General features: G+C 62.7%; 21 protein-coding genes. 11 read left to right on the forward strand and 10 right to left on the reverse strand.

Going from position 1 to position 22543, the window contains the following annotated elements; all coding sequences use genetic code 11:
- Positions 1 to 13 precede the first annotated feature (13 nt).
- The 6 genes from P0D84_RS19990 to P0D84_RS20015 all read left to right on the forward strand — a co-directional run bounded on the left by P0D84_RS19990 (position 14) and on the right by P0D84_RS20015 (position 6173).
- The gene (locus P0D84_RS19990; protein ID WP_408339201.1) at positions 14 to 1408 is read left to right on the forward strand and encodes an AmpG family muropeptide MFS transporter; all 1395 of its coding nucleotides are present in this window, start codon (positions 14 to 16) and stop codon (positions 1406 to 1408) included.
- A gap of 23 nt (positions 1409 to 1431) precedes the next feature.
- On the forward strand, positions 1432 to 2778 hold the full coding sequence (locus tag P0D84_RS19995; protein ID WP_408339906.1) for a M48 family metallopeptidase: 1347 nt from the start codon (positions 1432 to 1434) through the stop codon (positions 2776 to 2778).
- Positions 2779 to 3038: 260 nt separating this feature from the next.
- Positions 3039 to 3521 (forward strand): DUF3304 domain-containing protein, encoded by a 483-nt coding sequence (locus P0D84_RS20000; protein ID WP_408339203.1) that lies wholly within the window; start codon positions 3039 to 3041, stop codon positions 3519 to 3521.
- A gap of 24 nt (positions 3522 to 3545) precedes the next feature.
- Positions 3546 to 4028, forward strand: a complete 483-nt coding sequence (locus P0D84_RS20005; RefSeq protein WP_408339205.1) for a DUF3304 domain-containing protein — start codon at positions 3546 to 3548, stop codon at positions 4026 to 4028.
- A 24-nt stretch (positions 4029 to 4052) separates the two neighbouring features.
- Positions 4053 to 4535, forward strand: a complete 483-nt coding sequence (locus tag P0D84_RS20010; RefSeq protein ID WP_408339207.1) for a DUF3304 domain-containing protein — start codon at positions 4053 to 4055, stop codon at positions 4533 to 4535.
- 21 nt (positions 4536 to 4556) lie between these two features.
- Positions 4557 to 6173, forward strand: coding sequence for a T6SS phospholipase effector Tle1-like catalytic domain-containing protein (locus P0D84_RS20015; RefSeq protein ID WP_408339209.1), 1617 nt, complete (start codon positions 4557 to 4559; stop codon positions 6171 to 6173).
- Positions 6174 to 6268: 95 nt separating this feature from the next.
- On the opposite strand, the gene P0D84_RS20020 is transcribed toward P0D84_RS20015, so the two are convergent.
- The 5 genes from P0D84_RS20020 to gatC all read right to left on the reverse strand — a co-directional run bounded on the left by P0D84_RS20020 (position 6269) and on the right by gatC (position 11421).
- Positions 6269 to 7048, reverse strand: coding sequence for an exodeoxyribonuclease III (locus tag P0D84_RS20020; protein WP_408339211.1), 780 nt, complete (start codon positions 7046 to 7048; stop codon positions 6269 to 6271).
- A gap of 54 nt (positions 7049 to 7102) precedes the next feature.
- Positions 7103 to 7942, reverse strand: a complete 840-nt coding sequence (locus P0D84_RS20025; protein WP_408339213.1) for a PPK2 family polyphosphate kinase — start codon at positions 7940 to 7942, stop codon at positions 7103 to 7105.
- 179 nt (positions 7943 to 8121) lie between these two features.
- A complete protein-coding gene (gene gatB, locus P0D84_RS20030) occupies positions 8122 to 9597 on the reverse strand; it encodes an Asp-tRNA(Asn)/Glu-tRNA(Gln) amidotransferase subunit GatB (RefSeq protein ID WP_408339215.1) in 1476 nt (491 codons plus the stop codon).
- 5 nt (positions 9598 to 9602) lie between these two features.
- Positions 9603 to 11090, reverse strand: a complete 1488-nt coding sequence (gatA, locus tag P0D84_RS20035) for an Asp-tRNA(Asn)/Glu-tRNA(Gln) amidotransferase subunit GatA (protein WP_408339217.1) — start codon at positions 11088 to 11090, stop codon at positions 9603 to 9605.
- 31 nt (positions 11091 to 11121) lie between these two features.
- Positions 11122 to 11421: an Asp-tRNA(Asn)/Glu-tRNA(Gln) amidotransferase subunit GatC gene (gene gatC / locus P0D84_RS20040; protein WP_408339219.1), complete on the reverse strand. Its 300-nt coding sequence runs from the start codon at positions 11419 to 11421 to the stop codon at positions 11122 to 11124.
- A 379-nt stretch (positions 11422 to 11800) separates the two neighbouring features.
- Between gatC and P0D84_RS20045 the strand changes: the two genes are divergently transcribed.
- The 5 genes from P0D84_RS20045 to rodA all read left to right on the forward strand — a co-directional run bounded on the left by P0D84_RS20045 (position 11801) and on the right by rodA (position 18297).
- Complete coding sequence (locus tag P0D84_RS20045; RefSeq protein WP_004189550.1) at positions 11801 to 12844, forward strand: rod shape-determining protein; 1044 nt, start codon at positions 11801 to 11803, stop codon at positions 12842 to 12844.
- A 151-nt stretch (positions 12845 to 12995) separates the two neighbouring features.
- Positions 12996 to 14135, forward strand: a complete 1140-nt coding sequence (gene mreC, locus P0D84_RS20050; protein ID WP_408339221.1) for a rod shape-determining protein MreC — start codon at positions 12996 to 12998, stop codon at positions 14133 to 14135.
- Complete coding sequence (gene mreD, locus P0D84_RS20055) at positions 14132 to 14644, forward strand: rod shape-determining protein MreD (protein ID WP_408339223.1); 513 nt, start codon at positions 14132 to 14134, stop codon at positions 14642 to 14644. The genes mreC and mreD overlap by 4 nt, the downstream gene beginning before the upstream one ends.
- A 142-nt stretch (positions 14645 to 14786) precedes the next feature.
- Positions 14787 to 17138: a penicillin-binding protein 2 gene (mrdA, locus tag P0D84_RS20060; RefSeq protein WP_408339225.1), complete on the forward strand. Its 2352-nt coding sequence runs from the start codon at positions 14787 to 14789 to the stop codon at positions 17136 to 17138.
- 10 nt (positions 17139 to 17148) lie between these two features.
- Positions 17149 to 18297, forward strand: coding sequence for a rod shape-determining protein RodA (gene rodA, locus P0D84_RS20065; RefSeq protein WP_408339227.1), 1149 nt, complete (start codon positions 17149 to 17151; stop codon positions 18295 to 18297).
- 206 nt (positions 18298 to 18503) lie between these two features.
- Here the strand turns inward: rodA and P0D84_RS20070 are convergent, their stop codons facing one another.
- From P0D84_RS20070 to queC, 5 genes are all read right to left on the reverse strand, one after another.
- Positions 18504 to 19208 (reverse strand): tetratricopeptide repeat protein, encoded by a 705-nt coding sequence (locus P0D84_RS20070; protein WP_408339229.1) that lies wholly within the window; start codon positions 19206 to 19208, stop codon positions 18504 to 18506.
- Positions 19205 to 19987, reverse strand: a complete 783-nt coding sequence (locus P0D84_RS20075) for an HpcH/HpaI aldolase family protein (protein WP_408339231.1) — start codon at positions 19985 to 19987, stop codon at positions 19205 to 19207. Before P0D84_RS20075 ends, P0D84_RS20070 begins: the two co-directional genes overlap by 4 nt.
- A gap of 351 nt (positions 19988 to 20338) precedes the next feature.
- A complete protein-coding gene (queD, locus tag P0D84_RS20080) occupies positions 20339 to 20782 on the reverse strand; it encodes a 6-carboxytetrahydropterin synthase QueD (RefSeq protein ID WP_093634683.1) in 444 nt (147 codons plus the stop codon).
- Positions 20783 to 20791: 9 nt separating this feature from the next.
- Positions 20792 to 21424 (reverse strand): 7-carboxy-7-deazaguanine synthase, encoded by a 633-nt coding sequence (gene queE, locus P0D84_RS20085; RefSeq protein WP_408339233.1) that lies wholly within the window; start codon positions 21422 to 21424, stop codon positions 20792 to 20794.
- Between the two features lie 130 nt (positions 21425 to 21554).
- Complete coding sequence (gene queC, locus P0D84_RS20090) at positions 21555 to 22286, reverse strand: 7-cyano-7-deazaguanine synthase QueC (RefSeq protein WP_408339235.1); 732 nt, start codon at positions 22284 to 22286, stop codon at positions 21555 to 21557.
- Positions 22287 to 22543: the final 257 nt, after the last annotated feature.

Genomic DNA, 22543 nt, shown 5'->3' on the forward strand with positions numbered 1-22543 from the left:
GCCACTTATCCACATGTCGAACCCGCCGCACGAGGCGCCTGCACTTACCGCTCACGAAGAACATCCCGGCTGGCGCGCGTTTCTGAATACGCGCATGCTGATCTGCGTCTTTCTCGGCTTTACGTCGGGACTGCCGTTGTTCACGCTCGTCTATCTGGTGCAGGCATGGCTACGCTCCGAAGGCGTCAATCTGAAGGAAATCGGCCTCTTTGCGCTGATCCAGTTCCCGTACACCTGGAAATTCATCTGGGCGCCGTTGATGGACCGCTACGTGCCGCGTTTTCCGGGCTGGCGTCCGGGCAGACGGCGCGGCTGGATGCTGGTCACGCAGATTCTGGTGGCCGGCGCGATTGGGACATTAGGTTTCGTGTCGCCGCGCGACTCGATCTGGACCGTGGCGGCTTTGACCGCGCTGGTCGCGTTTTTCGGCGCGAGTCAGGACATCGTGATCGACGCCTACCGGCGTGAGTTGCTGAGCGACACGCAGCAGGGTCTCGGCAATGCCGTACACGTGAATGCGTACAAAATCGCCGCACTGGTGCCGGGTTCGCTGGCGCTGATTCTGTCCGACCATTTGCCGTGGAGCACCGTTTTCATCGTCACCGCTGCGTTCATGCTGCCTGGCATGATCATGACGCTCGTGGTGCGCGAGCCCGACGTGCACGGCACGCCGCCGAAGAATCTGCGCGAAGCGATCGTCCAGCCGTTCAGCGAATTCATTCAACGCGACGGCTGGCGCGGCGCGCTCTTTGTGCTCGGCTTCATCTTCCTTTACAAGCTCGGCGATACGATGGCGACCACGCTGTCCACGTCGTTCTTCCTCGACATCGGCTTTTCGCGCACGCAGATCGGTGTGATCGCCAAGACTACGGCTTTCGGTGCGAGTCTGGCGGGCGGAATCGTCGGCGGGATCTGGCTGATGAAGGTCGGCATCGGCCGCGGCTTGTGGATCTTCGGGGTCCTGCAGATGGTGTCGACGCTCGGCTTTGCATGGCTCGCGCATCTTGGCCCGGCATCACCTGGTCTTACCGTGATTTATGACATCGCCGTCTGGCTCAGCGAGGGTACATCGAAGCTGCTCGCGCTGGTCGGCATCGACTGGACCGTGCAGCTCGATCCGCGTTCAGTCGCGCTGGCGCTGGTCTACGGTCTGGAAACCTTTGCGACCGGCCTGACGATGGCGGCCTTCACCGCCTACATCGCCAGCACCACCGATCCGCGTTATACCGCTACGCAGTTCGCGCTTTTCACCAGTCTGGCTTCGGTGCCTCGCACGTTGGCATCGGCGGCTAGCGGGTATGTGGTCGCAAGAATCGGCTGGTTCGACTACTTCATTGTGTGTACCGCGCTGGGGCTGCCCGGCATGCTGCTTCTGCTGCGCATCGCGCCCTGGAGAACCCGGTCGTGACGGCGCGTCAGTCAAAGCGCGCGATGCGCCTGGATTCGAATGCTTTTGGGATTCCGTCGCCCAAGGCCAGCCGCGCGATGCTGCGTGTGGCGTTGACACTCGGTTGCGCGGGCCTGACGTTGACGGCGCCATTGAGCGCGTACGCGACAGCCACGGCCATGCCGGCGAACGCGGCCAGCGCGCCGGCATCGGCGGCGCCTGCTCCCGCGACCGCGACCGCAGCGCCGGCGGCAAAAGCACCAGGCACGGCGAGCGCTGAAACCGCAACCTCGGCGCCTACGGCTGGCGCGACCAGCGCCACGAACGCCGCCAGCGCGCCCGCGGGCGCGTCGTCTGCTTCGACGCCGCCGCCGCCGGCACCGGTCACCGCCAAGACACCCGCAGCCACGGCCGCGCCAGCCGCGGCGTCGTCTGTTTCGACGCAGCCGCCACCGGCACCGGTCACCGCCAAGACGCCCGCAGCCACGTCCGCGCCGGCGGCGGCCGCAAAAGCGCCTGCCCCCACCTCGACGCCGGCCGCGACCACCAACGCCCCCACGCCACCGTCTTACAGTAGTCCGAACACACAGTTGCGCTACGGCGGCTACCTCGTGTTTCGCAATCTGATTCCGTCGCCGATGCTCGAGGCGCAAGCCGCCGAAGAGTTCGAACAGATCACCTACGGCGCGCAACACGCGAACCGCCTGTACGGCGATACCGACGCTCACGTCACACGCGTTCGTTCAATCATCGACAAGCTGATTCCCTACTCGCTGAAGTGGAACGAGCGGGCCAAGAACTGGAAGTGGGATGTGGCGGTGGTGCGCTCGCCCGATATTCGGATGTACTGCCTGCCGGGCGGCAAGATCGTCGTGTATAGCGGCCTGCTCGACCGCGTGCGCCTGAACGACAGCGAACTCGGCATGCTGATCGGTCACGAGATCGCGCACGCCCTGCGCGAGCATGCGCGCGAGCGGCTCGGCGAATTGCAGGCCAGCCAGCTCGACTCGTCCGGCACCATCCCGCAGCTCTTCGGGCTCGCCGATCTGGGTGCGGCGCCGCTCGGCATCGGTTCGCGGTTGCTGGAGATGAAGTACGAGAGTACCGACGAAACCGAGGCCGACGTCATCGGCAGCGATATCGCTTCGCGCGCCGGCTTCGATCCGCGCGCGGCGGTCACGCTATGGGACAAGCTGGCCGCGGCGACGCGCAGCAATCTCGACCAGGGCTATATCTACGTCCACCCGTACACACCGGCGCGGCGCCAGGACATTATCAAGCGCTTGCCGGATATGCTGCCGCTCTATGCGAAGGCCATCGGCAAGAGCGTCGATGCGCTGCCGGACTATGCCGGCATGGGGCGCCCGCGGCGCAAAGCCTCGCGGGATTGACGGCAATAGCCGGCTTCATCGCGAGTCCGCCCTGGATTTCGCGCGTCTGCCTCCTCCCTATCCTGCATTTGCTATCAAGCTGACGTGGTTCTCCAGCTTAATAAGATGGCCGATTTTGAAAACGCCTTAAATTCCTGTCGACAAAGATAACGCGAAGGGGCCCTCTCTCCGCGCACAGCGGATCCTTGCTGCCTGCATGGTTGCCACAGTAGGCAAACGCCCGACGGGCGTCCGCTTCGACTACAACAGGAACAGCCGGCATGAAACCGTCTTCTTTCCGTTTGACACGCCTCGTTGCATGCGCGCTGGTCACGCTCTCGGCATGTGCCGGGTCTGTCCAATTGCCGGATGATCCGTTTGCATCCGGCGGAAGCGCCATGGCGATGGTGCCCATCAATCATACGGACCGCTATGCAGTGAACATCTTCGTCGACAAGTACTGGGCGGGCGATGTGACCAGACATGCCGGAGGAGGCGCCGCCGCCTGCTGTTATCCCGGCCTTGCCGACTGGAGCCGGCCAGTGACAGTCGCATGGATTTGGGGTTGGGACGAGGACCCCGAAACAAAGGCCGTTACGAAGCCCGACGAAAAACATAGTGTCACGGCCCACTTCCCCACAGGTGGCCCGCACAGCGACTCCGACCCGAATAGGGACGACGCCTACGTCTGCGTGATCCTGCGCGACCTCAACACGGCCGAACTGGCGTTTTCGCCATCTAGATCGGGCTGTGCCGATAAGTAACACGCTTTCACGAGAACAGACTGCATGAAACCGACCTCTTCCCGTTTGACAAGCCTCGCTGCGTGCGCGCTGACCGCGCTCTCGGCATGTGCGGGGCCCGCCCGCCTGCCGGATGATCCATTTGCATCCGGCGGAAGCGCCATGGCGATGGTGCCCATCAATCATACGGACCGCTATGCAATGAACATCTTCGTCGACAAATACTGGGCGGGCGATGTGACCAGACATGCCGGAGGAGGCGCCGCCGCCTGCTGCTATCCCGGCCTTGCCGACTGGAGCCAGCCAGTGACAGTCGCATGGATTTGGGGTTCAGAAGAGGACCCAAAAACAAAGGCAGTTACGAAGGCCGCCGAAAAACATAGTGTCACGGCCCACTTCCCCACAGGTGGCCCGCACAGCGACTCCGACCCGAACAGGGATGACGCCTACGTCTGCGTGATCCTGCGCGACCTCAACACGGCCGAACTGGCGTTTTCGCCATCTAGATCGGGCTGTGCCGATAAGTAACACGCTTTCACGAGAACAGACTGCATGAAACCGACCTCTTCCCGTTTGACAAGCCTCGCTGCGTGCGCGCTGACCGCGCTCTCGGCATGTGCGGGGCCCGCCCGCCTGCCGGATGATCCATTTGCATCCGGCGGAAGCGCCATGGCGATGGTGCCCATCAATCATACGGACCGCTATGCAATGAACATCTTCGTCGACAAATACTGGGCGGGCGATGTGACCAGACATGCCGGAGGAGGCGCCGCCGCCTGCTGCTATCCCGGCCTTGCCGACTGGAGCCAGCCAGTGACAGTCGCATGGATTTGGGGTTCAGAAGAGGACCCAAAAACGGAGGCAGTTACGAAGGCCGCCGAAAAACATAGTGTCACGGCCCACTTCCCCACAAGTGGCCCGCACAGCGACTCCGATCCGAACAGGGACGACGCCTACGTCTGCGTGATCCTGCGCGACCTCAACACGGCCGAACTGGCGTTTTCGCCTTCCGCTTCGGGCTGTGCCGATAAATAACTCACTCCCACAGGAAGACTGATGACTGTTCGCCAGGCCAGTGCGCCAATCACCGACAAAGAAATAGACAGCGCTGCCATTCAGGGCGGAGAAAAGCGCATCAAGGAACTGTTCGCCTCGTCCAACAAGGACGGACCGTACACGTATATGGACGCCAAGTGCCGCCTATATCCTAAGCTGTCGTTCTTCTTTGACGGTACCAACAACAATCTAGAGCGAGACCTGCCGCTCAACAGACATTCAAACATCGCCAAGCTCTTCCGCGCCGCAGTCAACGACCGACAACGGCTTGGCTCCTCGCCTCGCTACATCCCCGGCGTCGGCACACCTTTTCAATTTCCCAAAGTAGCCGGTTACACCGACAAGCTCGAAGACGACCCAGGAGGCGTGCGAGGACTCGGACTGGGCGCAGGTGGCAACGTGCGCATCAAGTTCGCGCTTGCCGAGTTTTCCCGCATTCTCGAGCGCGATTGGGGCGCGGCTGCATGGAAGTGCATGCAGTTCATCAACGTCGCCATCTTCGGGTTCTCGCGCGGCGCGACAGAAGCACGCGCCTTCGTGCGCCGGTTAATCGACATGAAGAGCGAGCGCGCGGACAGCGGCCTGATCTGGCTCGCGCCGAACGGCGAGCGCGTGCCACTGCGTATCAATTTCATGGGCCTGTTCGATACGGTGGCATCGGTCGGCGGCCCCGCCCTGCATCTCGACTGGGCGTCGGAACTGGCGATTCCGCCCGAAGTGGAGCGGTGCGTGCATTACGTTTCAGCGCACGAAGTGCGCCAGGCATTCCCGCTCGATTCGTTACGCGTGGGACGCACATACGCCGCTAACTGCGAGGAAGTGGTGTACCCGGGCGTGCATTCGGACGTGGGCGGTGGCTATGCGCCCGACGAACAGGGCCGTAGCAACGATCTAGCACGCATCCCGTTGCGTCATATGCTGGCCGATGCCCTGCGTGCCGGTGTGCCGATGCAGATGCCACGGCAGTTTGACCGTGACATGCGCACAGACTACGCACTCCATGATGACGCCCCGCTATTGAACCTATACCAAACCTACATATCCGCCTTGCCCGAAGCATCCGGCGACGATCTCGAATCCTTGATTCACGCTCACCGTCGCCTGAATTTCCGCTGGCGCGGCATGCTGGCCCGGCAGCGTACCGATCTGCGTGTGCTAGGCCAGCTCTACGGCAAAGTCAGCGCGGCTGTCTGCGCAAGCGTGCCGCCGGCTACTGATCAGGACCACCCGCCTTGTGCACCCAGCACATGGGTCTACGACATACCTGCCCAACCCGAAGCGCAAGCAAAACAGTTGCTGGCAGAACAACGGCGACTCGTGCAGCAGATCGCGTTTCTGCGCAATCCCGTCGAGTCCCGTCGCGCCGATCGCGACTGGCCGCCACCACCGCCGCGTCCGTTGACCGACTATGAAAAATTGATTCTCTCGTCGTGGGATGATTCGAGCGCGATGCCCTCCGCGGTCGATAGCCTGCTGGCCGAGTACGTGCACGACTCGGTCGCCGCATTCACCTCCTGGCCGTGCGCACTGCACGACCCACGCGGCGTGTACTGCGACGGAAAAAAGTACTATGCACACTCGCAGGACGTTGACAGCAACGCCGCGTCGATCGCCTAAGCAGGGCCCGGACGAATTGCGAGGAAGGGCCCCTATTGGCACATCGGGCGAGCGCGACATCGCCTGCGCGCTTTTGTCCCGATGTACCTGTGTTCCTAGCTCGCTACGCTGTGATCGTAATCGACCGTCAGCGGCGCATGGTCGCTGAACTTGATATCGCGAAACACGTCCGTACGTTTCGCCTTGCTGGCGATGCCGGGCGTCGCGATCTGATAGTCGATCCGCCACCCCACGTTCTTCGCATACGCCTGACCGCGATTACTCCACCACGTGTACTGTTCCGGCCGCTGATCGAGCGTGCGAAACACGTCGACGTAACCGACTTCGTCGAACAGCTTGGTGAGCCACTCGCGCTCTTCCGGCAGGCAGCCTGAATTCTTCTGGTTGCTCTTCCAGTTCTTGATGTCGATCTCTTTGTGGACGATGTTCACGTCGCCGCAAACGATCACTTCGCGTTCCTGGGCCAATTCCGCGAGATGCGGCATGAACTCGTCCATGAAGCGGAACTTGGCCTGCTGGCGTTCATCACCGCTCGACCCAGACGGCACGTACACCGAAACCACCGACAGCTTGCCGAAGCGCAGTTCAACGTAGCGCCCTTCCGGGTCGAATTCCTCGCTGCCGAAACCGATTACCACTTCATCCGGCTCGTGACGCGTGTAGACACCCGCGCCGCTGTAGCCCTTCTTCACCGCGTGCTGAAAATAGCCGGTGAAATCGTGCGGCGCCAGGAACTCGGGCGTCATATCGTCCTGCGAGCATTTGATTTCCTGCACGCACAGCACGTCGGCTTTCTGTTCGCCGAACCATTCGAAAAAACCCTTCTTCGCCGCGGAGCGGATGCCGTTCAGGTTGGCGGTAATCACACGCAACATGTGGTTCCTTTTGTGTTCAATTCGTTTGTGGAGCAAAGGGCAAAAAGCACAGGGTCATTCGACCTTGATACCCTTCAGCGATTCTTTAGCCGCCGGATATTCGAGCTTCAGCGTTTCGAACGTGCGTAGCAGCAACTCGGCGACCATCACATTGCGATGAGTCTTCGAATCGGCCGGAATCACGTACCACGGCGCGTAATCCGTCGAAGTCGCGGCCAGCGCGTCACGGTACGCCGCCTGATATTTGTCCCACTGCTTACGGGCGTCGAGATCGGCGACGTCGAACTTCCAATGCTTGGTCGGATCGTCGATGCGCGCCTGCAAACGCGCGCGTTGCTCGTCTTTCGAAATGTGCAGCATGCACTTGATGATGGTCGTGCCGCTATAGGCCAGCAGTTCTTCGAATTGACGGATGTGGCAACAACGCTGCTCGAATGCTTTAGCGTCCAGATCGCCGAGCACGGTCGGCACCAGCAGATCCTCGTAGTGACTGCGGTTGAAGATGGTCAGCTCGCCCGCGGCGGGCGCCTGTGCATGCACGCGCCAGAGGAAATCATGGGCCAGTTCGATGGGCGTGGGCGCCTTGAACGGCACGATGCGCAAACCAAGCGGATCGACTTCATGAAACACCGCGCGGATCGTGCCGTCCTTGCCGCTCGTGTCCATGCCCTGAAGCACCAGCAACACCCGGCGCTTCTGCTGCGCGTGCAGACACTCCTGCTGTGCGTCGAGCACCGCGCCGATCTCCGACAAGCGCGCCCGGTCGGAATCTTTCGAACCGGTCGAAAAAGGCTTCGCGGCCGGGTCGAAAGCGTCGAGCGAAAATTTGCTGTTCTTCTTGCCTTCGTCGAAATACGGCACGCGGAAGTCGTCGAGGTCGGGTTGCTTCGCCATTTGCTCACTCCGTGATCTGCGTTAAAACGTCGCCCCCAAAATAAAACGGGCCGTTGCCCCACTTTCGTTTCCGGCAACAGCCCGTGATGGCTAAAGCTCACGCTTCAGCGCTGGCTTTCCAATCGCGCTTCAACTGCGGGTCCACTTAGTCTCAACCCAGCTCCAACCCAGCTTTCAACTCAGGACAGCTTCTTCTTCAGCAGTTCGTTCACCTGCGCCGGATTGGCCTTGCCCTTGGTCGCTTTCATGGCCTGGCCGATCAGTGCGTTGAACGCCTTTTCCTTACCGGCGCGGAATTCCTCGACCGATTTCTGGTTCGCGGCGAGCACTTCGTCGATGATCGCTTCCAGCGCGCCGGTGTCCGAAATCTGCTTCAGGCCCTTCGCTTCGATGATGCGATCGGCAGCGGCTTCGTCGCTGGCCTTCTCTTCCCAGATCGCGACGAAAATTTCCTTGGCGATCTTGTTGGAGATCGTGCCGTCTGCGATACGTTGCAGCAGCAGCGCGAGTTGCGCCGAGGACACCGGACTGTCAGCGATGTCCAGGCCCTCGCGATTCAGTTGCGACGACACCTCGCCCATCAGCCAGTTGGCCGCGACCTTCGCATTCGACGGGCCGACCTTGAGAACGACCGCTTCGTAGTACGCAGCCATGGCCTTGCTCGACGTCAGCACGTTCGCGTCGTACGGCGTCAAACCGTATTGCGTGACGAAGCGCTGTTGAATCGCCACCGGCAGCTCAGGCATTTCGCTCTTCACGCGCTCGACCCACGCCGCGTCGATTACGAGCGGCATCAGATCGGGATCGGGGAAATAGCGGTAATCGTGCGCGTCTTCCTTGCTGCGCATCGAACGCGTTTCGCGCTTGTCCGGATCGTACAGACGCGTTTCCTGCACCACCGTGCCGCCGTCTTCGATCAATTCGATCTGACGACGCACTTCGTACTGGATCGCCTCTTCGAGAAAGCGGAACGAGTTCAGGTTCTTGATCTCGGCACGCGTGCCGAATTCCGCCTGACCGACCGGGCGCACCGACACGTTCGCGTCGCAACGGAACGAGCCTTCCTGCATGTTGCCGTCGCAGATGCCGAGCCAGGTGACCAGCGTGTGCAGCGTCTTCGCATATGCAACAGCTTCAGCCGCGCTGCGCATTTCCGGCTCGGTGACGATTTCGAGCAGCGGCGTACCGGCACGATTCAAATCGATGCCGGTCATGCCCGCGAAGTCTTCGTGCAACGACTTGCCCGCGTCTTCTTCGAGGTGAGCGCGCGTCAGATTGACGACCTTCTCGTACGCTGGACTGCCCGCCTTTTCATTGGCCGGCACTTGAATCGTGACCTGGCCGCCCTGCACGACGGGGATTTCGTACTGGCTGATCTGATAACCCTTCGGCAGATCGGGATAGAAATAATTCTTACGCGCGAAGATGCTGCGCGGCGCGATCGTTGCGCCAATCGCGAGCCCGAACTCGATGGCGCGCTGAACAGCGCCGCGGTTCATCACCGGCAGCGTACCCGGCAACGCCAGATCGACGGGGCAGGCCTGCGTGTTCGGTGCCGCGCCGAATTGCGTGGCGGCGCCCGAGAAAATCTTCGATTGAGTCGACAGTTGCGTGTGGGTCTCCAGACCGATCACGACTTCCCATTGCTTGGCCATGGTGCTCACACTCCTGCCGGTGCTTTGCGATGCCAGTCGGTCGCGCGCTGGAACGCGTCGGCCACTTGCAGCATCCGGGCTTCATTGAAATAGTTGCCGATGATCTGCAGACCCACCGGACGCTGCGCATTCGCGCCCGCGCCGAAGCCGCACGGCACGCTCATGCCCGGCAAACCGGCGAGGCTCACCGACAGCGTGTAGATGTCGGCCAGATACATCTGCACCGGATCGTCGCCCTTCGCGCCGAGGTCCCATGCCACCGACGGCGCGACCGGCCCCATGATCACGTCGCACTGCTTGAACGCTTCCTGGAAGTCCTGCGCGATGATGCGGCGGATCTTCTGCGCCTGCAGGTAGTACGCGTCGTAATAGCCATGCGACAGCACGTACGCGCCCACCAGAATGCGGCGCTTCACTTCCGGACCGAAGCCTTCCGCCCGCGACTTCTTGTACATGTCGAGCAGATCGCGGTATTCCGCGGCGCGATGGCCGAAGCGCACACCGTCGAAACGCGACAGGTTCGACGAAGCTTCCGCCGGCGCGATCACGTAGTACACCGGGATCGACAGTTCGGTTTTCGGCAACGACACTTCGACCAGCGTCGCGCCGAGTGCCTCGTATTGCTTCAAGGCGGCGTCGATCGAGGCCCGCACGTCGTCGGCAAGGCCCGCGCCGAAGTATTCCTTCGGCAGGCCGATGCGCAAGCCCGCGAGCGGTTTATCCGCGCCATCTTCTTTCCACGTCTTGCCGATGTAGCGCGTGAAGTCTTCGTCGTCGCGCGTGAGACTGGTCGAATCGCGCACGTCGAAACCGGCCATGGCGTTGAGCAGCGTTGCGCAATCCGCGGCGCTTTGCGCCATCGGGCCGCCCTGATCCAGCGACGAAGCAAACGCGATCATCCCGTAACGCGAGACACGGCCATACGTCGGCTTGATGCCGGTGATGCCGGAGAACGATGCCGGCTGACGGATCGAGCCACCGGTATCCGTGCCGGTTGCAGCGGGCGCAAGACGAGCGGCCACGGCCGCCGCCGAGCCACCCGACGAACCGCCCGGCACAGCCTGACGATCCCACGGATTCTGCACGGGACCAAAGTACGAATTCTCGTTGGACGAGCCCATTGCGAACTCGTCCATGTTGGTCTTGCCCACGCACACCATGCCGGCGTTCTGCAGACGCGCGACCACCGTCGCATCGAACGGACTTTCGTAGTTCGACAGCATCTTCGAACCGGCCGTGGAGCGCCACCCCTTGGTGACGAATACGTCCTTGTGCGCGATCGGCAGGCCGACCAGCGGGCCGGCGTGGCCGGTGTGAAGCAGCGCGTCGGCAGCTTTGGCCTGCGCGAGCGTCAGGTCGGCGTCGACCTGAATGAAGGCGTTCAGGCTGTTGGCCGCGTCGATCCGCTTCAGATACAGCTGCGCCAGTTCGACTGCGGAGCATTCCTTGGCCGCCAGTGCGGCACGCAGTTCGGTCAAGCTTTTTTCATGCATTGCGTTTTATCCTGGGCTTTATTCGCGGTTCTTACTCGATCACCTTCGGCACGAGGTACAGGCCGTCTTGCACGGCCGGCGCCGGGCGCTGGAAGGCTTCGCGTTCGACCGTTTCGGTCACCGCGTCGTCGCGCAGACGCAGCGCGACGTCTTCGATCTGCTCGATCGGATGGGCAAGCGGGGCGATGCCGGTGGTATCGACCGCCTGCATCTGCTCGACGAGGCCGAAGAAATCATTGAGCTGGACAAGCGTGTGTTCAGCCTCGGCATCAGCCAGTTCGAGCCGCGCGAGATGCGCGATGCGTTTAACATCGGTCAGGGTCAGAGCCATGCAGTCACCGGAAAATGTGGTGGACCGCCGCAGCGCGAGAAAAACGATGCTGCGACAGCGGGTTACGACACTGGAGGAATGCCTCGAAAAAGGGCCAGCGGTGGCAAAAAGTGCCGTCCGTTTCCTTCAAAACAACCAAAATTATAAGGTATCATTACGCGTTCGACCCAAACCCGGACCGACTTACCAAGGCCTTTCTGAACTATTCCTAAAGATCGTTCGGATTTTTCTGACCTGGCCTTGCACCGGCCTCCGGTAGACTCCCTCGCAGCTTCAAGTTCCTGTGGCGCCGCTTCCGCCCGGTTGAAGCTGTTATTTTTTCCGCTGCCGCTCTGCGCAAACGTTGCGAGGGCCGGCCCCAAGCGAGACAGGATTTTGAATGTTCGGTTTTCTGCGCAGCTACTTCTCCAACGATCTGGCGATTGACCTCGGCACCGCGAACACGCTCATCTATATGCGTGGCAAAGGTATTGTTCTTGACGAACCGTCGGTGGTCTCGATCCGCCAGGAAGGCGGTCCCAACGGTAAGAAAACCATTCAGGCAGTCGGCAAGGAAGCCAAGCAGATGCTTGGCAAGGTGCCGGGCAACATCGAGGCGATCCGCCCGATGAAAGACGGCGTGATCGCCGACTTCACCGTCACCGAACAGATGATCAAGCAGTTCATCAAAACGGCTCACGAATCGCGTATGTTCTCGCCGTCGCCGCGCATCATCATCTGCGTGCCGTGCGGTTCGACCCAGGTCGAGCGTCGTGCGATCAAGGAAGCGGCTCACGGCGCGGGTGCGTCGCAGGTTTATCTCATCGAAGAACCCATGGCAGCGGCAATCGGCGCAGGCCTGCCGGTGTCGGAAGCAACCGGCTCGATGGTCGTCGACATCGGCGGCGGCACGACCGAAGTCGGCGTGATCTCGCTGGGCGGCATCGTGTACAAGGGTTCGGTGCGCGTAGGCGGCGACAAGTTCGACGAAGCTATCGTCAACTACATCCGCCGCAACTACGGCATGCTGATCGGCGAGCAAACCGCCGAAGCCATCAAGAAGGAAATCGGTTCCGCCTTCCCGGGTTCCGAGGTCAAGGAAATGGAAGTGAAGGGCCGCAATCTGTCGGAAGGCATTCCGCGCAGCTTCACGATCTCCAGCAACGAAATTCTCGAAGCCCTCACCGATCCGCTGAACCAGATCGTGTCGTCGGTAAAGATCGCGCTCGAACAAACGCCGCCGGAACTGGGCGCCGACATCGCCGAGCGCGGCATGATGCTCACGGGCGGTGGCGCACTGCTGCGCGACCTGGACCGCCTGCTCGCCGAAGAAACCGGCCTGCCGGTGCTCGTCGCCGAAGACCCGCTGACCTGCGTTGTGCGCGGCTCGGGCATGGCGCTCGAACGCATGGACAAGCTGGGCAGCATCTTCTCGTACGAGTAAGCGAGCCCGTCTCCATGTCAGTAGCGCGGATCAGGCAAACGGCCCCTAGCGGGCCGGTTTGCCGTTGGCTGGGCCTGCCAGCCTCCGCGCGCTGAACGCGCGTCCTTCGCGCCGCCGTCTCACCCAACCGCTCACGCCCCCGGCGCCGACCATGGAATACAGTCCGCCGCCCCTGTTCAAGCAAGGCCCGTCCGCCCTCGCACGACTGGTGTTTTTCGTCGTGCTGGCGCTCGCCCTGCTGATCTCCGATGCACGCTTCAATACGCTCGAAATCGTTCGCGGCGTGCTCGGCGCGGGTCTTTATCCGTTGCAACGCGCAGCCCTCGTGCCGCGCGACATCTTCATGGGCGCCGCTGACCTGGCCGTGACCAGCGCCACGCTGCGTAGCGAGAACGACAAGCTGCGCACCAAAGATCTCCAGCTCTCGCAGCAAGCCAATACGGCCGCCGAACTGGCTGCCGAAAACACCCATTTGCGCGCGCTGCTGCAACTCTCGCAGCGCTCGACCACGCAATCGCTGCCGGCTGAAATCCAGTACGACACGCGCGATCCGTTCACACAGAAGGTCGTGATCGGCCGCGGCGCCCAGCAAGGCGTGCAGAACGGTTCGCCGGTGGTCAATGAAGACGGCGTGATCGGCCAGGTCACGCGCGTGTTCCCGCTGCAATCCGAAGTGACGCTGCTCACCGACAAGGACCAGGCCGTGCCGGTGCAAATCGTGCGCACCGGCTTGCGCAGCGTGATTTACGGCACGCCGAAGGGCGATACGCTCGATCTGCGCTTCGTGCCGATCAGCGCCGACGTGCAAACCGGCGACGAACTGGTCACCAGCGGACTCGACGGCGTTTATCCGCCGGGGCTGCCGGTCGCCAAGGTCGTGCGGGTCGACAAACAGGCCGATACGGCATTCGCACGCGTGATCTGCCTGCCGGTTGCTCCCGTGCGCGGCGCGCGTCAGTTGCTGGTGCTGCACTATCTGAACAACGTGCCGCCGCGTCCAGCGGAAGAGCCCGATGCGGCCACGACCGCCAAGGACGCGAAAACGAAGAAGGGCGGCAAGCCCGCCGACAGCAAGGCCGCGGCGGATAAGTCCCCCGCCAGAGCCGCTGAAAAACCCGCCGCTGGTGCAAAGCCGGCTGATCAGCCCGCCGCCAAGCCCGCTGAAAAGCCGTCAGCCAAAGCCCCTGCCACGGAAAAGAAAGCCACCACTGAGAAGAAAGCCGCCGCCGAAAAGAAACCGGCCGCTGACAAGACCGCGAAGCCACAAGCCACGCCGGGGGCCCAGCCATGAACCGTCCGCAATACATCCTGCAGCCGGTCAATCCGTACTTCATCGCGTTCAGCCTCGCCGCGGCGTTTCTGCTGAACCTGATGCCGTGGGGGCGCCTCGCCGGCGTGCCGGACTTCGTGGCGCTCGTGCTGCTGTTCTGGAACGTGCACCAGCCGCGCAAAGTCGGCATGGGCATCGCCTTCTTTCTCGGCTTGCTGATGGATGTGCACAACGCCAGTCTGCTCGGCGAGCATGCGCTGGCGTATACGTTGTTGTCGTACGGCGCGATTACGATCCATCGCCGGGTGCTGTGGATGTCGCTCGGCGTGCAGACTTTCGCGGTGATGCCACTGCTGGTCGTCGCGCAACTGGTGCCGTTCGTGATCCGTCTGCTGACGGGCGCGGCGTTTCCAGGCTGGGGTTATCTGATTGACGGCTTCGTCGAAGCCGCGCTGTGGCCGGTCGCCAGCCTGCTGCTGTTGATGCCGCAGCGCCGCCCGGCCGATCCGGACGATACGCGGCCGATTTAGACACGCATTCGAGCCCGCCGGCCGTTCCGTTGGAACTGAGGCGCCCGGCCCGCTCGACGCGCATCGCTGCTCATGCCTCCCGGTTCCGGCCGGTTTGGGCGCACACTCATGATGGCCGTCACGCGGCCTTTTGCAGAATCGCATGACCGAATTCAAGGACACTCAGCAACAGCTCTCGAAGTTCCGCCTGCGCGTCGCGGCGGCGGGCCTGTTCGTGTTCGTCTGCTTCGGGCTGATCGGCTTCCGTTTCCTGGTCCTGCAGGTCTGGCACTACAGCAAGTACTCGCTGCAAGCGGACGAAAACCGCATTTCCGTTGCGCCGATCGTGCCGAACCGCGGCATCATCACCGACCGCAACGGTGTGGTGCTGGCCAAGAACTACTCGGCGTACACGCTCGAAATCACGCCGTCGAAGCTGAACGACACGCTCGAAAACGTGATCGACAATCTGGCCACCGTCGTCTCGATCGACGCCCGCGACCGCCGCCGCTTCAAGAAGCTGCAGGAAGACTCAAAGAACTTTGAGAGCCTGCCGATCCGCACCCGCCTCACCGACGACGAGGTCGCACGCTTCACCGCGCAACGCTTCCGCTTTCCGGGCGTGGAAGTGCGCGCGCGCCTGTTCCGCCAATATCCGCTCGGACCGACCGCGGCGCACGTGATCGGCTACATCGGCCGGATTTCGCAGCGCGATCAGGACCGTATCGACGACGCCAGCGATCAGAACGACAGCGATCCGGATCACTACGATCCGCGCCTCGACGCGAACAACTACAAAGGCACCGACTACATCGGCAAGATCGGCGTCGAGCAGAGCTACGAGACGGAACTGCACGGCCAGACCGGTTTTGAGGAGGTCGAAGTAACCGCCGGTGGCCGGCCGGTGCGCACGCTGTCGCGCACCCAGGCAACGCCGGGCAATAACCTCGAACTGTCGATCGACATCGGCCTGCAGCAGGTCGCCGAGCAGGCCTTTGCCGGCCGCCGCGGGGCGCTGGTCGCAATCGAACCGGCAACCGGCGACGTGCTCGCGTTCGTGTCGGCACCGAGCTTCGATCCGAATTCGTTTGTCGACGGCATCGATCAGCAGACCTGGGACGATCTCAACAACTCGCCCGACCATCCGCTCCTGAACCGCCCGCTGCACGGCACCTATCCGCCAGGTTCGACCTACAAGCCGTTCATGGCGCTCGCCGCGCTGACGCTGCATAAGCGCACGCCGGGCTGGGGCTTCCAGGATCCGGGCTCGTACACATTCGGCGGCCATACGTTCCGCAACGACGTGCGCTCGGGCCAGGGCTGGGTCGACATGAACCGCGCGATCGTTGTCTCAAACGACACGTATTTCTACATGCTCGCGCACGATCTCGGCGTCAACGCGATCGCCAACTTCATGAAGCCGTGGGGCTTCGGCCAGATCACCGGCATCGACATCTCGGGTGAGGCGCGCGGCATCCTGCCGTCGACGGAATGGAAGCGCAAGGCGTACCGCAAGCCCGAGCAGCAGCGCTGGTATGAAGGCGAAACGATCAGTCTGGGTATCGGCCAGGGCTATAACTCATACACCATTCTGCAACTCGCCCACGCCACGGCCACGCTCGCGAACAACGGCGTCGTGATGAAGCCGCACCTCGTGCGCGACATCGAAAATCCGATCACGAAGGAGACGCGCCCGGTCGTGCGCGATCCGAGCGACAAGATCGCCGTGAAGCAATCGGACATCGACATCATCAAGCGCGCGATGGAAGGCGTCGTGACCAACGGCACGGCGGCGAAGGTGTTCATCGGGGCGCCGTATCAGGCGGCCGCCAAGACCGGTACGGCACAGGTGTATTCGTTGCAAGGCGCAAACTACAAAGGCCACGCGATCGCCGAACATCTGCGCGACCATGCGCTGTTCATCGCGTTTGCGCCTGCCGAACAGCCAAAGATCGCGATTGCACTGATCGTCGAAAACGGCGGCTGGGGTGCTGAAGCGGCGGGCCCGATCGCGCGTCGCGTGCTCGATTACTACCTGGTCGGCAAGAACAAGCCGGGCGCTGAAGCGGCAGCGGTCGCGGCGGCCGCCTCGGCGACGCAGGACGCATCCGCGCCCGTAGTAGGCAGCGCACCGGCGCCGCAAGACGCGGCTCAGCCGGTCAAGATCGCGGCGGGCTTCACGGCACTGCCGATACCGGGCGCCGCCTCAGCCGCAGCGGCAGCGTCCGCTGCTGCGGCTGCGTCGGCGCCGGCCGCTGCATCGACGCCGCCGGCCGCTCCATCGACCCGTGCGCCGGCTACTGCTGCGCCCGCCTCCGGCGCGTCGGCGGCCGTCTCCGCATCCGCATCCGCGTCCGCCGCGGCAAAGAATCTGACGCCGCGTAAATCCGGCGTCCCGCACAAACCCCGCCCGAGCAGCGAACCGGCACCGACCGCCGCCGCCGCCCCGTCGCGGGATGACAGCATTCAGCCTACGTCGCCACGCCAGCCGGTTTCCGGCGGCATCGACGAGTAAGGAGAAAGGCATGCAATTCGACAAGCGCGCCTGGCTCGACCGCATCAAGCGGATGTTCCTGGGCTTCGATCGTCCCCTCGCCCTGATCGTATTTCTGCTGCTGTGCGTCGGCATCGTCACGCTATACAGCGCGACGCTGGACATGCCCGGCCGGGTGGAAGACCAATTGCGCAACATCATGCTGACGTTCGTCCTGATGTGGGCGCTGGCCAACGTGCCGCCCACCACGCTAATGCGCTTCGCGGTCCCGCTCTATACGTTCGGGATCGCGTTACTGATTGCGGTGGCTGTGTTCGGCCTCACGCGCAAGGGCGCGAAGCGCTGGATCAACGTCGGCGTGGTGATCCAGCCGTCGGAAATTCTGAAGATCGCCACACCGCTGATGCTCGCCTGGTACTACCAGCGCCGCGAAGGCGTGATGCGCTGGTACGACTTTCTGGTCGGCTTTCTGATCCTGATTGTGCCGGTCGGTTTGATCGCCAAGCAGCCTGACCTTGGCACTGCCGTGCTGGTGTTCGCGGCCGGCTTCTTCGTGATCTACTTCGCGGGGCTGAGTTTCAAGCTGATCGTGCCGGTGCTGATTGCCGGCGTGATCGCGGTCGGCTCGATCGCGGCATTCCAGGACAAGATCTGTCAGCCGCAAGTGCAGTGGCCGCTGATGCACGACTATCAGAAGCATCGTATCTGTACGCTGCTCGATCCGACGTCAGACCCGCTCGGCAAGGGCTTCCACACCATTCAGGCCGTGATTGCGATCGGCTCGGGCGGCCCGCTCGGCAAGGGCTGGCTCAAGGGTACTCAGGCGCATCTGGAGTTCATCCCCGAGAAGCACACCGACTTCATTTTCGCGGTGTTTTCCGAGGAGTTCGGGCTGGCTGGCGGGATCGTGCTGCTCACGCTTTATATGCTGCTGATTGCGCGCGGTTTGTATATCGCGGCCAATGGGGCGACGCTGTTTGGGCGGCTACTGGCCGGATCGCTGACGATGGCGTTCTTCACCTATGCGTTCGTCAACATCGGCATGGTGAGCGGGATCTTGCCGGTGGTGGGCGTGCCGTTGCCATTCATGAGTTACGGCGGCACCGCGCTGACTACGCTGGGGGTCGCCATCGGTCTCATCATGAACGTCGCGCGTCAGAAGCGGTTGATGCAGAGTTAGCGGGGCACCGGGCTCAGGCTGCGGTGCTAAACGCAGCACAAAACCCTTCGGCAGGAGAAAGTCCCTCGGTCATCCGCAACGGAAACGACGCGCCGACTTCTTCGACACTGCCGTACTCGACCCGCGAAAGCAGGCGCAGACAGTAGGCCGGACATGCAAAAAGGGGCGCACCGCCGGGAGCGCCCCTTGTTCATTTACTGCGCCATTTACTGCGGTTTCACTTCCTTCTGATCCCGCAATTGCGCGCTCAGTTGCTGATACTTGAGTTTCGCCGCCGGATCGCCCTGCACCGCCGCCGCCGCGTAATACGCGCGCGCCACGTTCAGGTTCTTGTCGACACCGTCGCCACCGCGCTCGTAGAACGAGCCGGTCACGTACTGCGCGGTCATGTCGCCACCTTGCGCGGCCTTCTTGTACCAGACGAACGCCTGCCTGTTATCACGCGCCGTGCCACGGCCATCGAGGAACTGGTTGGCAAGTGCGAGCTCCGCCTGTACGTGCCCCTGTTGCGCGGCCTTCAGGAACCACCGATGTGCCTCCACCGGATCGCGCCCAACGAACTCACCGTCGTCGTACATCTTGCCGTAGACATACTGCGCGTGTGACATGTTGGCGTCGGCGGCTTTGCGCAGCCACTTCTTGCCTTCGTCGACATTGGCTGGGGTGCCTTCGCCGTTGAGCAGCATCATCGCGTAGTTGAACTCGGCAAGCCGGCTGCCGTGCTCGGCCGCTTTACGGAATTCGGCCAGCGCCGCGCCCAGATTGCCAGCGTTGTAATCGGCGACCGCGGTTTGCGTCTCCGGATCGTCCGACTTCGCGACGCGGTTGTCCTGCGCGTATGCCGTCAAGGTTGCCATCAACGCCGCTGTGACCGCCAGACGCATCACGACGCACTGCACCATCCCCTTCATGTCCTCACCTCCTGCAACGCCTGGCGGGTCGCGCGCAACATCCACATGACGTCGGCGGCCAGGGCGATAAAACGAAAACCGGCATCGCGATGCTGCTTTGCGCTCGCGACGTCCATGGCAAAAATTCCTGCGGCGATACCGGCCTTGTCGGCGGCGCTGACTATACGTGCCATCGCGGCCTGCACGTCGGCGTGCTTCGAATCGCCGAGATGACCGAGGCTCGCGGCGAGATCGGCCGGTCCGACGAACAGGCAATCGACACCCGGCGTCGCCGCGATCTTCTCGACTTCCTGCAAGCCGCGCGCCGACTCGATCTGCACGATGGTCGAAATCTGTGCGTTGGCCGTCTGCACGTAGTCGCGCCGCATGCCGTACGCAGCCGCCCGCACCGCGCCGGCGACGCCGCGCTGACCGTCGAGCGCCTCGGCAGTCGGGTATTGGGTCAGACGCACGGCGTGTGCTGTCTCTTCCGCGGTTTCGATGTTCGGGAACATCAGTGTGCGGGCGCCGGCGTCCAGCACGCGCTTGACGAGCCACGCCTCGCTGGCGGGCACGCGCACGACCGGCTCGCTCGGCAGATGCGCGGCGGCGATCGCGCGCAATTGTCCGGTAACGTCGCCGCTATCGTTCGGCGCGTGCTCCATGTCGATCAGCAGCCAGTCGAATCCGGCGTGCGCGAGCGCCTCGGCAGCAGAATCGCTGCCGAGCGAAAGCCACAGACCGAACAGCGGATCGGCTTCTTTCAGACGTTGCTTGAGGGGATTCGTGAAGGTGCTCATGGCCGCGCTCCCTGGCGATGGGATACATCGCCTGAAATACGCTTGAGGTTGAGGATGCTGGCGTGGCTGAACAGGCCGACGCCAAGGCCATAACGGTGACGGCCTGCTTGCCTGCTGCGACGCACTGCGGTGACCGGCATGTCTCGCTCCGTGTGGTTATCGGAGCGATCATACCGTGACAATAACGCGGGGGTTGGGCCGTGCAAGGACGTCGCGTGGATGATGCAGCAGTTAAACCGCGTAGGACATCGCGTGGATGGTGCAGCAGCTAAGCCGCGGAGGACGTCGCGCAAACGGTGCCGCAGCTAAGCCACTTAGGACGCGCCGCGCCGTCTGCGCAATTGGCGGCTGCTAATCGCGAACGACGTCGGCCCAGCAGTTCGGCGTCTCGAACAGACGCACTTTATGCAACCGCAGATTCACGCCGTAATGCGCGTCATAGACGTTCGCGAGGATGTCGAACGCGACGGCGGCGAGATTTTCAACGGTCGGAATGCGATCGAGCACGACCGTCTTGTGGCCCGCCATCGTTTCGAGAAAGCCGCGCACCTGCGTGTCGCCTTCATAGACGAGAAACGCATGGTCCCACTTGTCGACCAGATGCTCGACCGCGAGCGACTTCACGTCGGCGAAGTCCATCACCATGCCACGATCGGGCGCACCTTCGGTGTCGACCAGGTCGCCTTGCAGCGTGATTTCGAGCACATAGCGATGGCCGTGCAGATTACGGCACTGGCTGCGGTGATCGGGGATGCGGTGGCCCGCGTCGAATTCGAGTTTTCGTGTAATCGTCAGCACGGCAAATCAGGGAATGTTCAGATACTTGTGGGTCTGCATCGACAGGCGCCATTGCGGATGGCGTTTGCACCAGTCGATCGCGAGCTTGGTGTTGAGATCGCGCGACGGGCCGTCCATCGGCTGGACGAGGAAATACTCGAAGTCGAGCTTCGCATACTCGGACAAGCGCTGGTTGTCCTGCGGAATCACGACCTTCAATTCGTTGCCCTTGGTGACGACGAGCGGCGCGTCGGCCTTCGGGCTCACGCAGATCCAGTCGATCGTTTCGAGCACCGGCAGCGAGCCGTTGGTCTCGATGGCGATTTCAAAGCCGGCGGCATGCAGTGCGTCGACCAAGGGTTGATCGATCTGCAGCATCGGTTCACCGCCCGTGCACACCACGAAGCGCTCGCCCTCGCCTTCCGGCCATTGCGACGCGATCATCCGCACCAGCTCTTCAGCCGTGCGGTACTTGCCGCCGTTCTCGCCGTCAGTGCCGACGAAGTCCGTATCGCAGAAACGGCACACAGCCTCCGCACGATCTTCTTCGCGGCCCGACCACAGATTGCAGCCGGCGAACCGGCAGAACACGGCCGGACGCCCGGCATTCGCGCCCTCGCCCTGCAATGTGTAGAAGATTTCCTTGACCGCGTAAGTCATGCTGCTTTCTGCCTTGTTCCTGAAAATAGTTGCCTGCGCTGCGCGCCGTTCGCACGATGCGTCTGCCGTCTGTGCTTCCGCCAGACCCTCTGCACTTCCGCTAGACCACCGCCCGACGGTCCTTAAACCGTCAAACCGGCTCGGTCACCTTCTCGCCGGCCAGATACGCTTCATAGCCGCGCTTGCGCAAACGGCACGCCGGACATTCGCCGCAGCCGAAGCCCCATGCATGCAATTCGGCGCGCTCACCAACATAGCAGGTGTGCGTTTCGACGCGCACCAGTTCGACCAGTTCGTCGCCGCCCAGCTCGTGCGCGAGACGCCACGTGTCGGCCTTGTCGAGCCACATCAGCGGTGTTTCGAGCAGGGAACGCGTGTCCATGCCGAGGTTCAGCGCGACCTGCAATGCCTTCATGGTGTCGTCGCGGCAATCGGGGTAGCCCGAGAAATCCGTCTCGCACATGCCGCCCACCAGCACCTGCAAACCACGCCGATATGCGATGGCGGCGGCAATTGTCATGAACATCAGATTGCGGCCGGGCACGAACGTATTCGGCAAGCCGTTCGCGGTGGCCTGGATCTCGATCTCGCGCGTCATTGCCGTATCGCTGATCGAACCCAGCACCGAGAGGTCGATCATGTGATCTTCGCCGAGGCGATCGGCCCACGCCGGAAAAGCGTGCACAACAGCGTTACGAAACCCTTCGCGGCATTCGAGTTCGACGCGGTGCCGCTGACCGTAATCGAAGCCCAGCGTCTCGACCGTTTCATAACGTTCGAGCGCCCAGGCGAGGCACGTGGCGGAATCCTGGCCGCCGGAAAACAGCACCAGAGCGCTACGTTTAGCGTCTTTGCGGATCACCGTGAAACTCCGTGAATGATGAGTGCCACGTCGCGCTGCGCGAGGTGCGCCATGCAAGCAACGCGGCGCGACGCGTGCCGGCACTGCTGCCGGCCCAATGCAGTATAGGCCGCGCCTTCTGCACGCAGAGTCGCTGGGCGCTTATACCGTTAATCGTCGGGCGAAGGGTTCGGCACCTGTTGCGGCCTTGCCGCGTTGCGGCAGAGTGCGCAAAAGGCCCAGCTTCAGGATACGAAAAGACGTGTTCGGTGCGGTGA

The sequence above is a fragment of the Paraburkholderia sp. RL17-337-BIB-A genome, from assembly GCF_046025895.1.
Classification (GTDB): domain Bacteria; phylum Pseudomonadota; class Gammaproteobacteria; order Burkholderiales; family Burkholderiaceae; genus Paraburkholderia; species Paraburkholderia fungorum_C.

Bases quoted from the DNA above. Each gene is read 5' to 3' on its own strand.
- gatB (WP_408339215.1), bottom strand. From the start codon at position 9,597: ATGGCCAAGCAATGGGAAGTCGTGATCGGTCTGGAGACCCACACGCAA.
- queE (WP_408339233.1), bottom strand. From the start codon at position 21,424: ATGACTTACGCGGTCAAGGAAATCTTCTACACATTGCAGGGCGAGGGC.
- P0D84_RS20020 (WP_408339211.1), bottom strand. From the start codon at position 7,048: ATGTTGCGTGTGATTACCGCCAACCTGAACGGCATCCGCTCCGCGGCG.
- mreC (WP_408339221.1), top strand. From the start codon at position 12,996: ATGGAATACAGTCCGCCGCCCCTGTTCAAGCAAGGCCCGTCCGCCCTC.
- P0D84_RS20045 (WP_004189550.1), top strand. From the start codon at position 11,801: ATGTTCGGTTTTCTGCGCAGCTACTTCTCCAACGATCTGGCGATTGAC.
- P0D84_RS20025 (WP_408339213.1), bottom strand. From the start codon at position 7,942: ATGGCGAAGCAACCCGACCTCGACGACTTCCGCGTGCCGTATTTCGAC.
- mreD (WP_408339223.1), top strand. From the start codon at position 14,132: ATGAACCGTCCGCAATACATCCTGCAGCCGGTCAATCCGTACTTCATC.
- gatC (WP_408339219.1), bottom strand. From the start codon at position 11,421: ATGGCTCTGACCCTGACCGATGTTAAACGCATCGCGCATCTCGCGCGG.
- P0D84_RS20000 (WP_408339203.1), top strand. From the start codon at position 3,039: ATGAAACCGTCTTCTTTCCGTTTGACACGCCTCGTTGCATGCGCGCTG.
- P0D84_RS19990 (WP_408339201.1), top strand. From the start codon at position 14: ATGTCGAACCCGCCGCACGAGGCGCCTGCACTTACCGCTCACGAAGAA.
- P0D84_RS20070 (WP_408339229.1), bottom strand. From the start codon at position 19,208: ATGAAGGGGATGGTGCAGTGCGTCGTGATGCGTCTGGCGGTCACAGCG.
- rodA (WP_408339227.1), top strand. From the start codon at position 17,149: ATGCAATTCGACAAGCGCGCCTGGCTCGACCGCATCAAGCGGATGTTC.
- P0D84_RS19995 (WP_408339906.1), top strand. From the start codon at position 1,432: ATGCGCCTGGATTCGAATGCTTTTGGGATTCCGTCGCCCAAGGCCAGC.
- gatA (WP_408339217.1), bottom strand. From the start codon at position 11,090: ATGCATGAAAAAAGCTTGACCGAACTGCGTGCCGCACTGGCGGCCAAG.
- P0D84_RS20005 (WP_408339205.1), top strand. From the start codon at position 3,546: ATGAAACCGACCTCTTCCCGTTTGACAAGCCTCGCTGCGTGCGCGCTG.
- mrdA (WP_408339225.1), top strand. From the start codon at position 14,787: ATGACCGAATTCAAGGACACTCAGCAACAGCTCTCGAAGTTCCGCCTG.
- P0D84_RS20015 (WP_408339209.1), top strand. From the start codon at position 4,557: ATGACTGTTCGCCAGGCCAGTGCGCCAATCACCGACAAAGAAATAGAC.
- P0D84_RS20010 (WP_408339207.1), top strand. From the start codon at position 4,053: ATGAAACCGACCTCTTCCCGTTTGACAAGCCTCGCTGCGTGCGCGCTG.
- P0D84_RS20075 (WP_408339231.1), bottom strand. From the start codon at position 19,987: ATGAGCACCTTCACGAATCCCCTCAAGCAACGTCTGAAAGAAGCCGAT.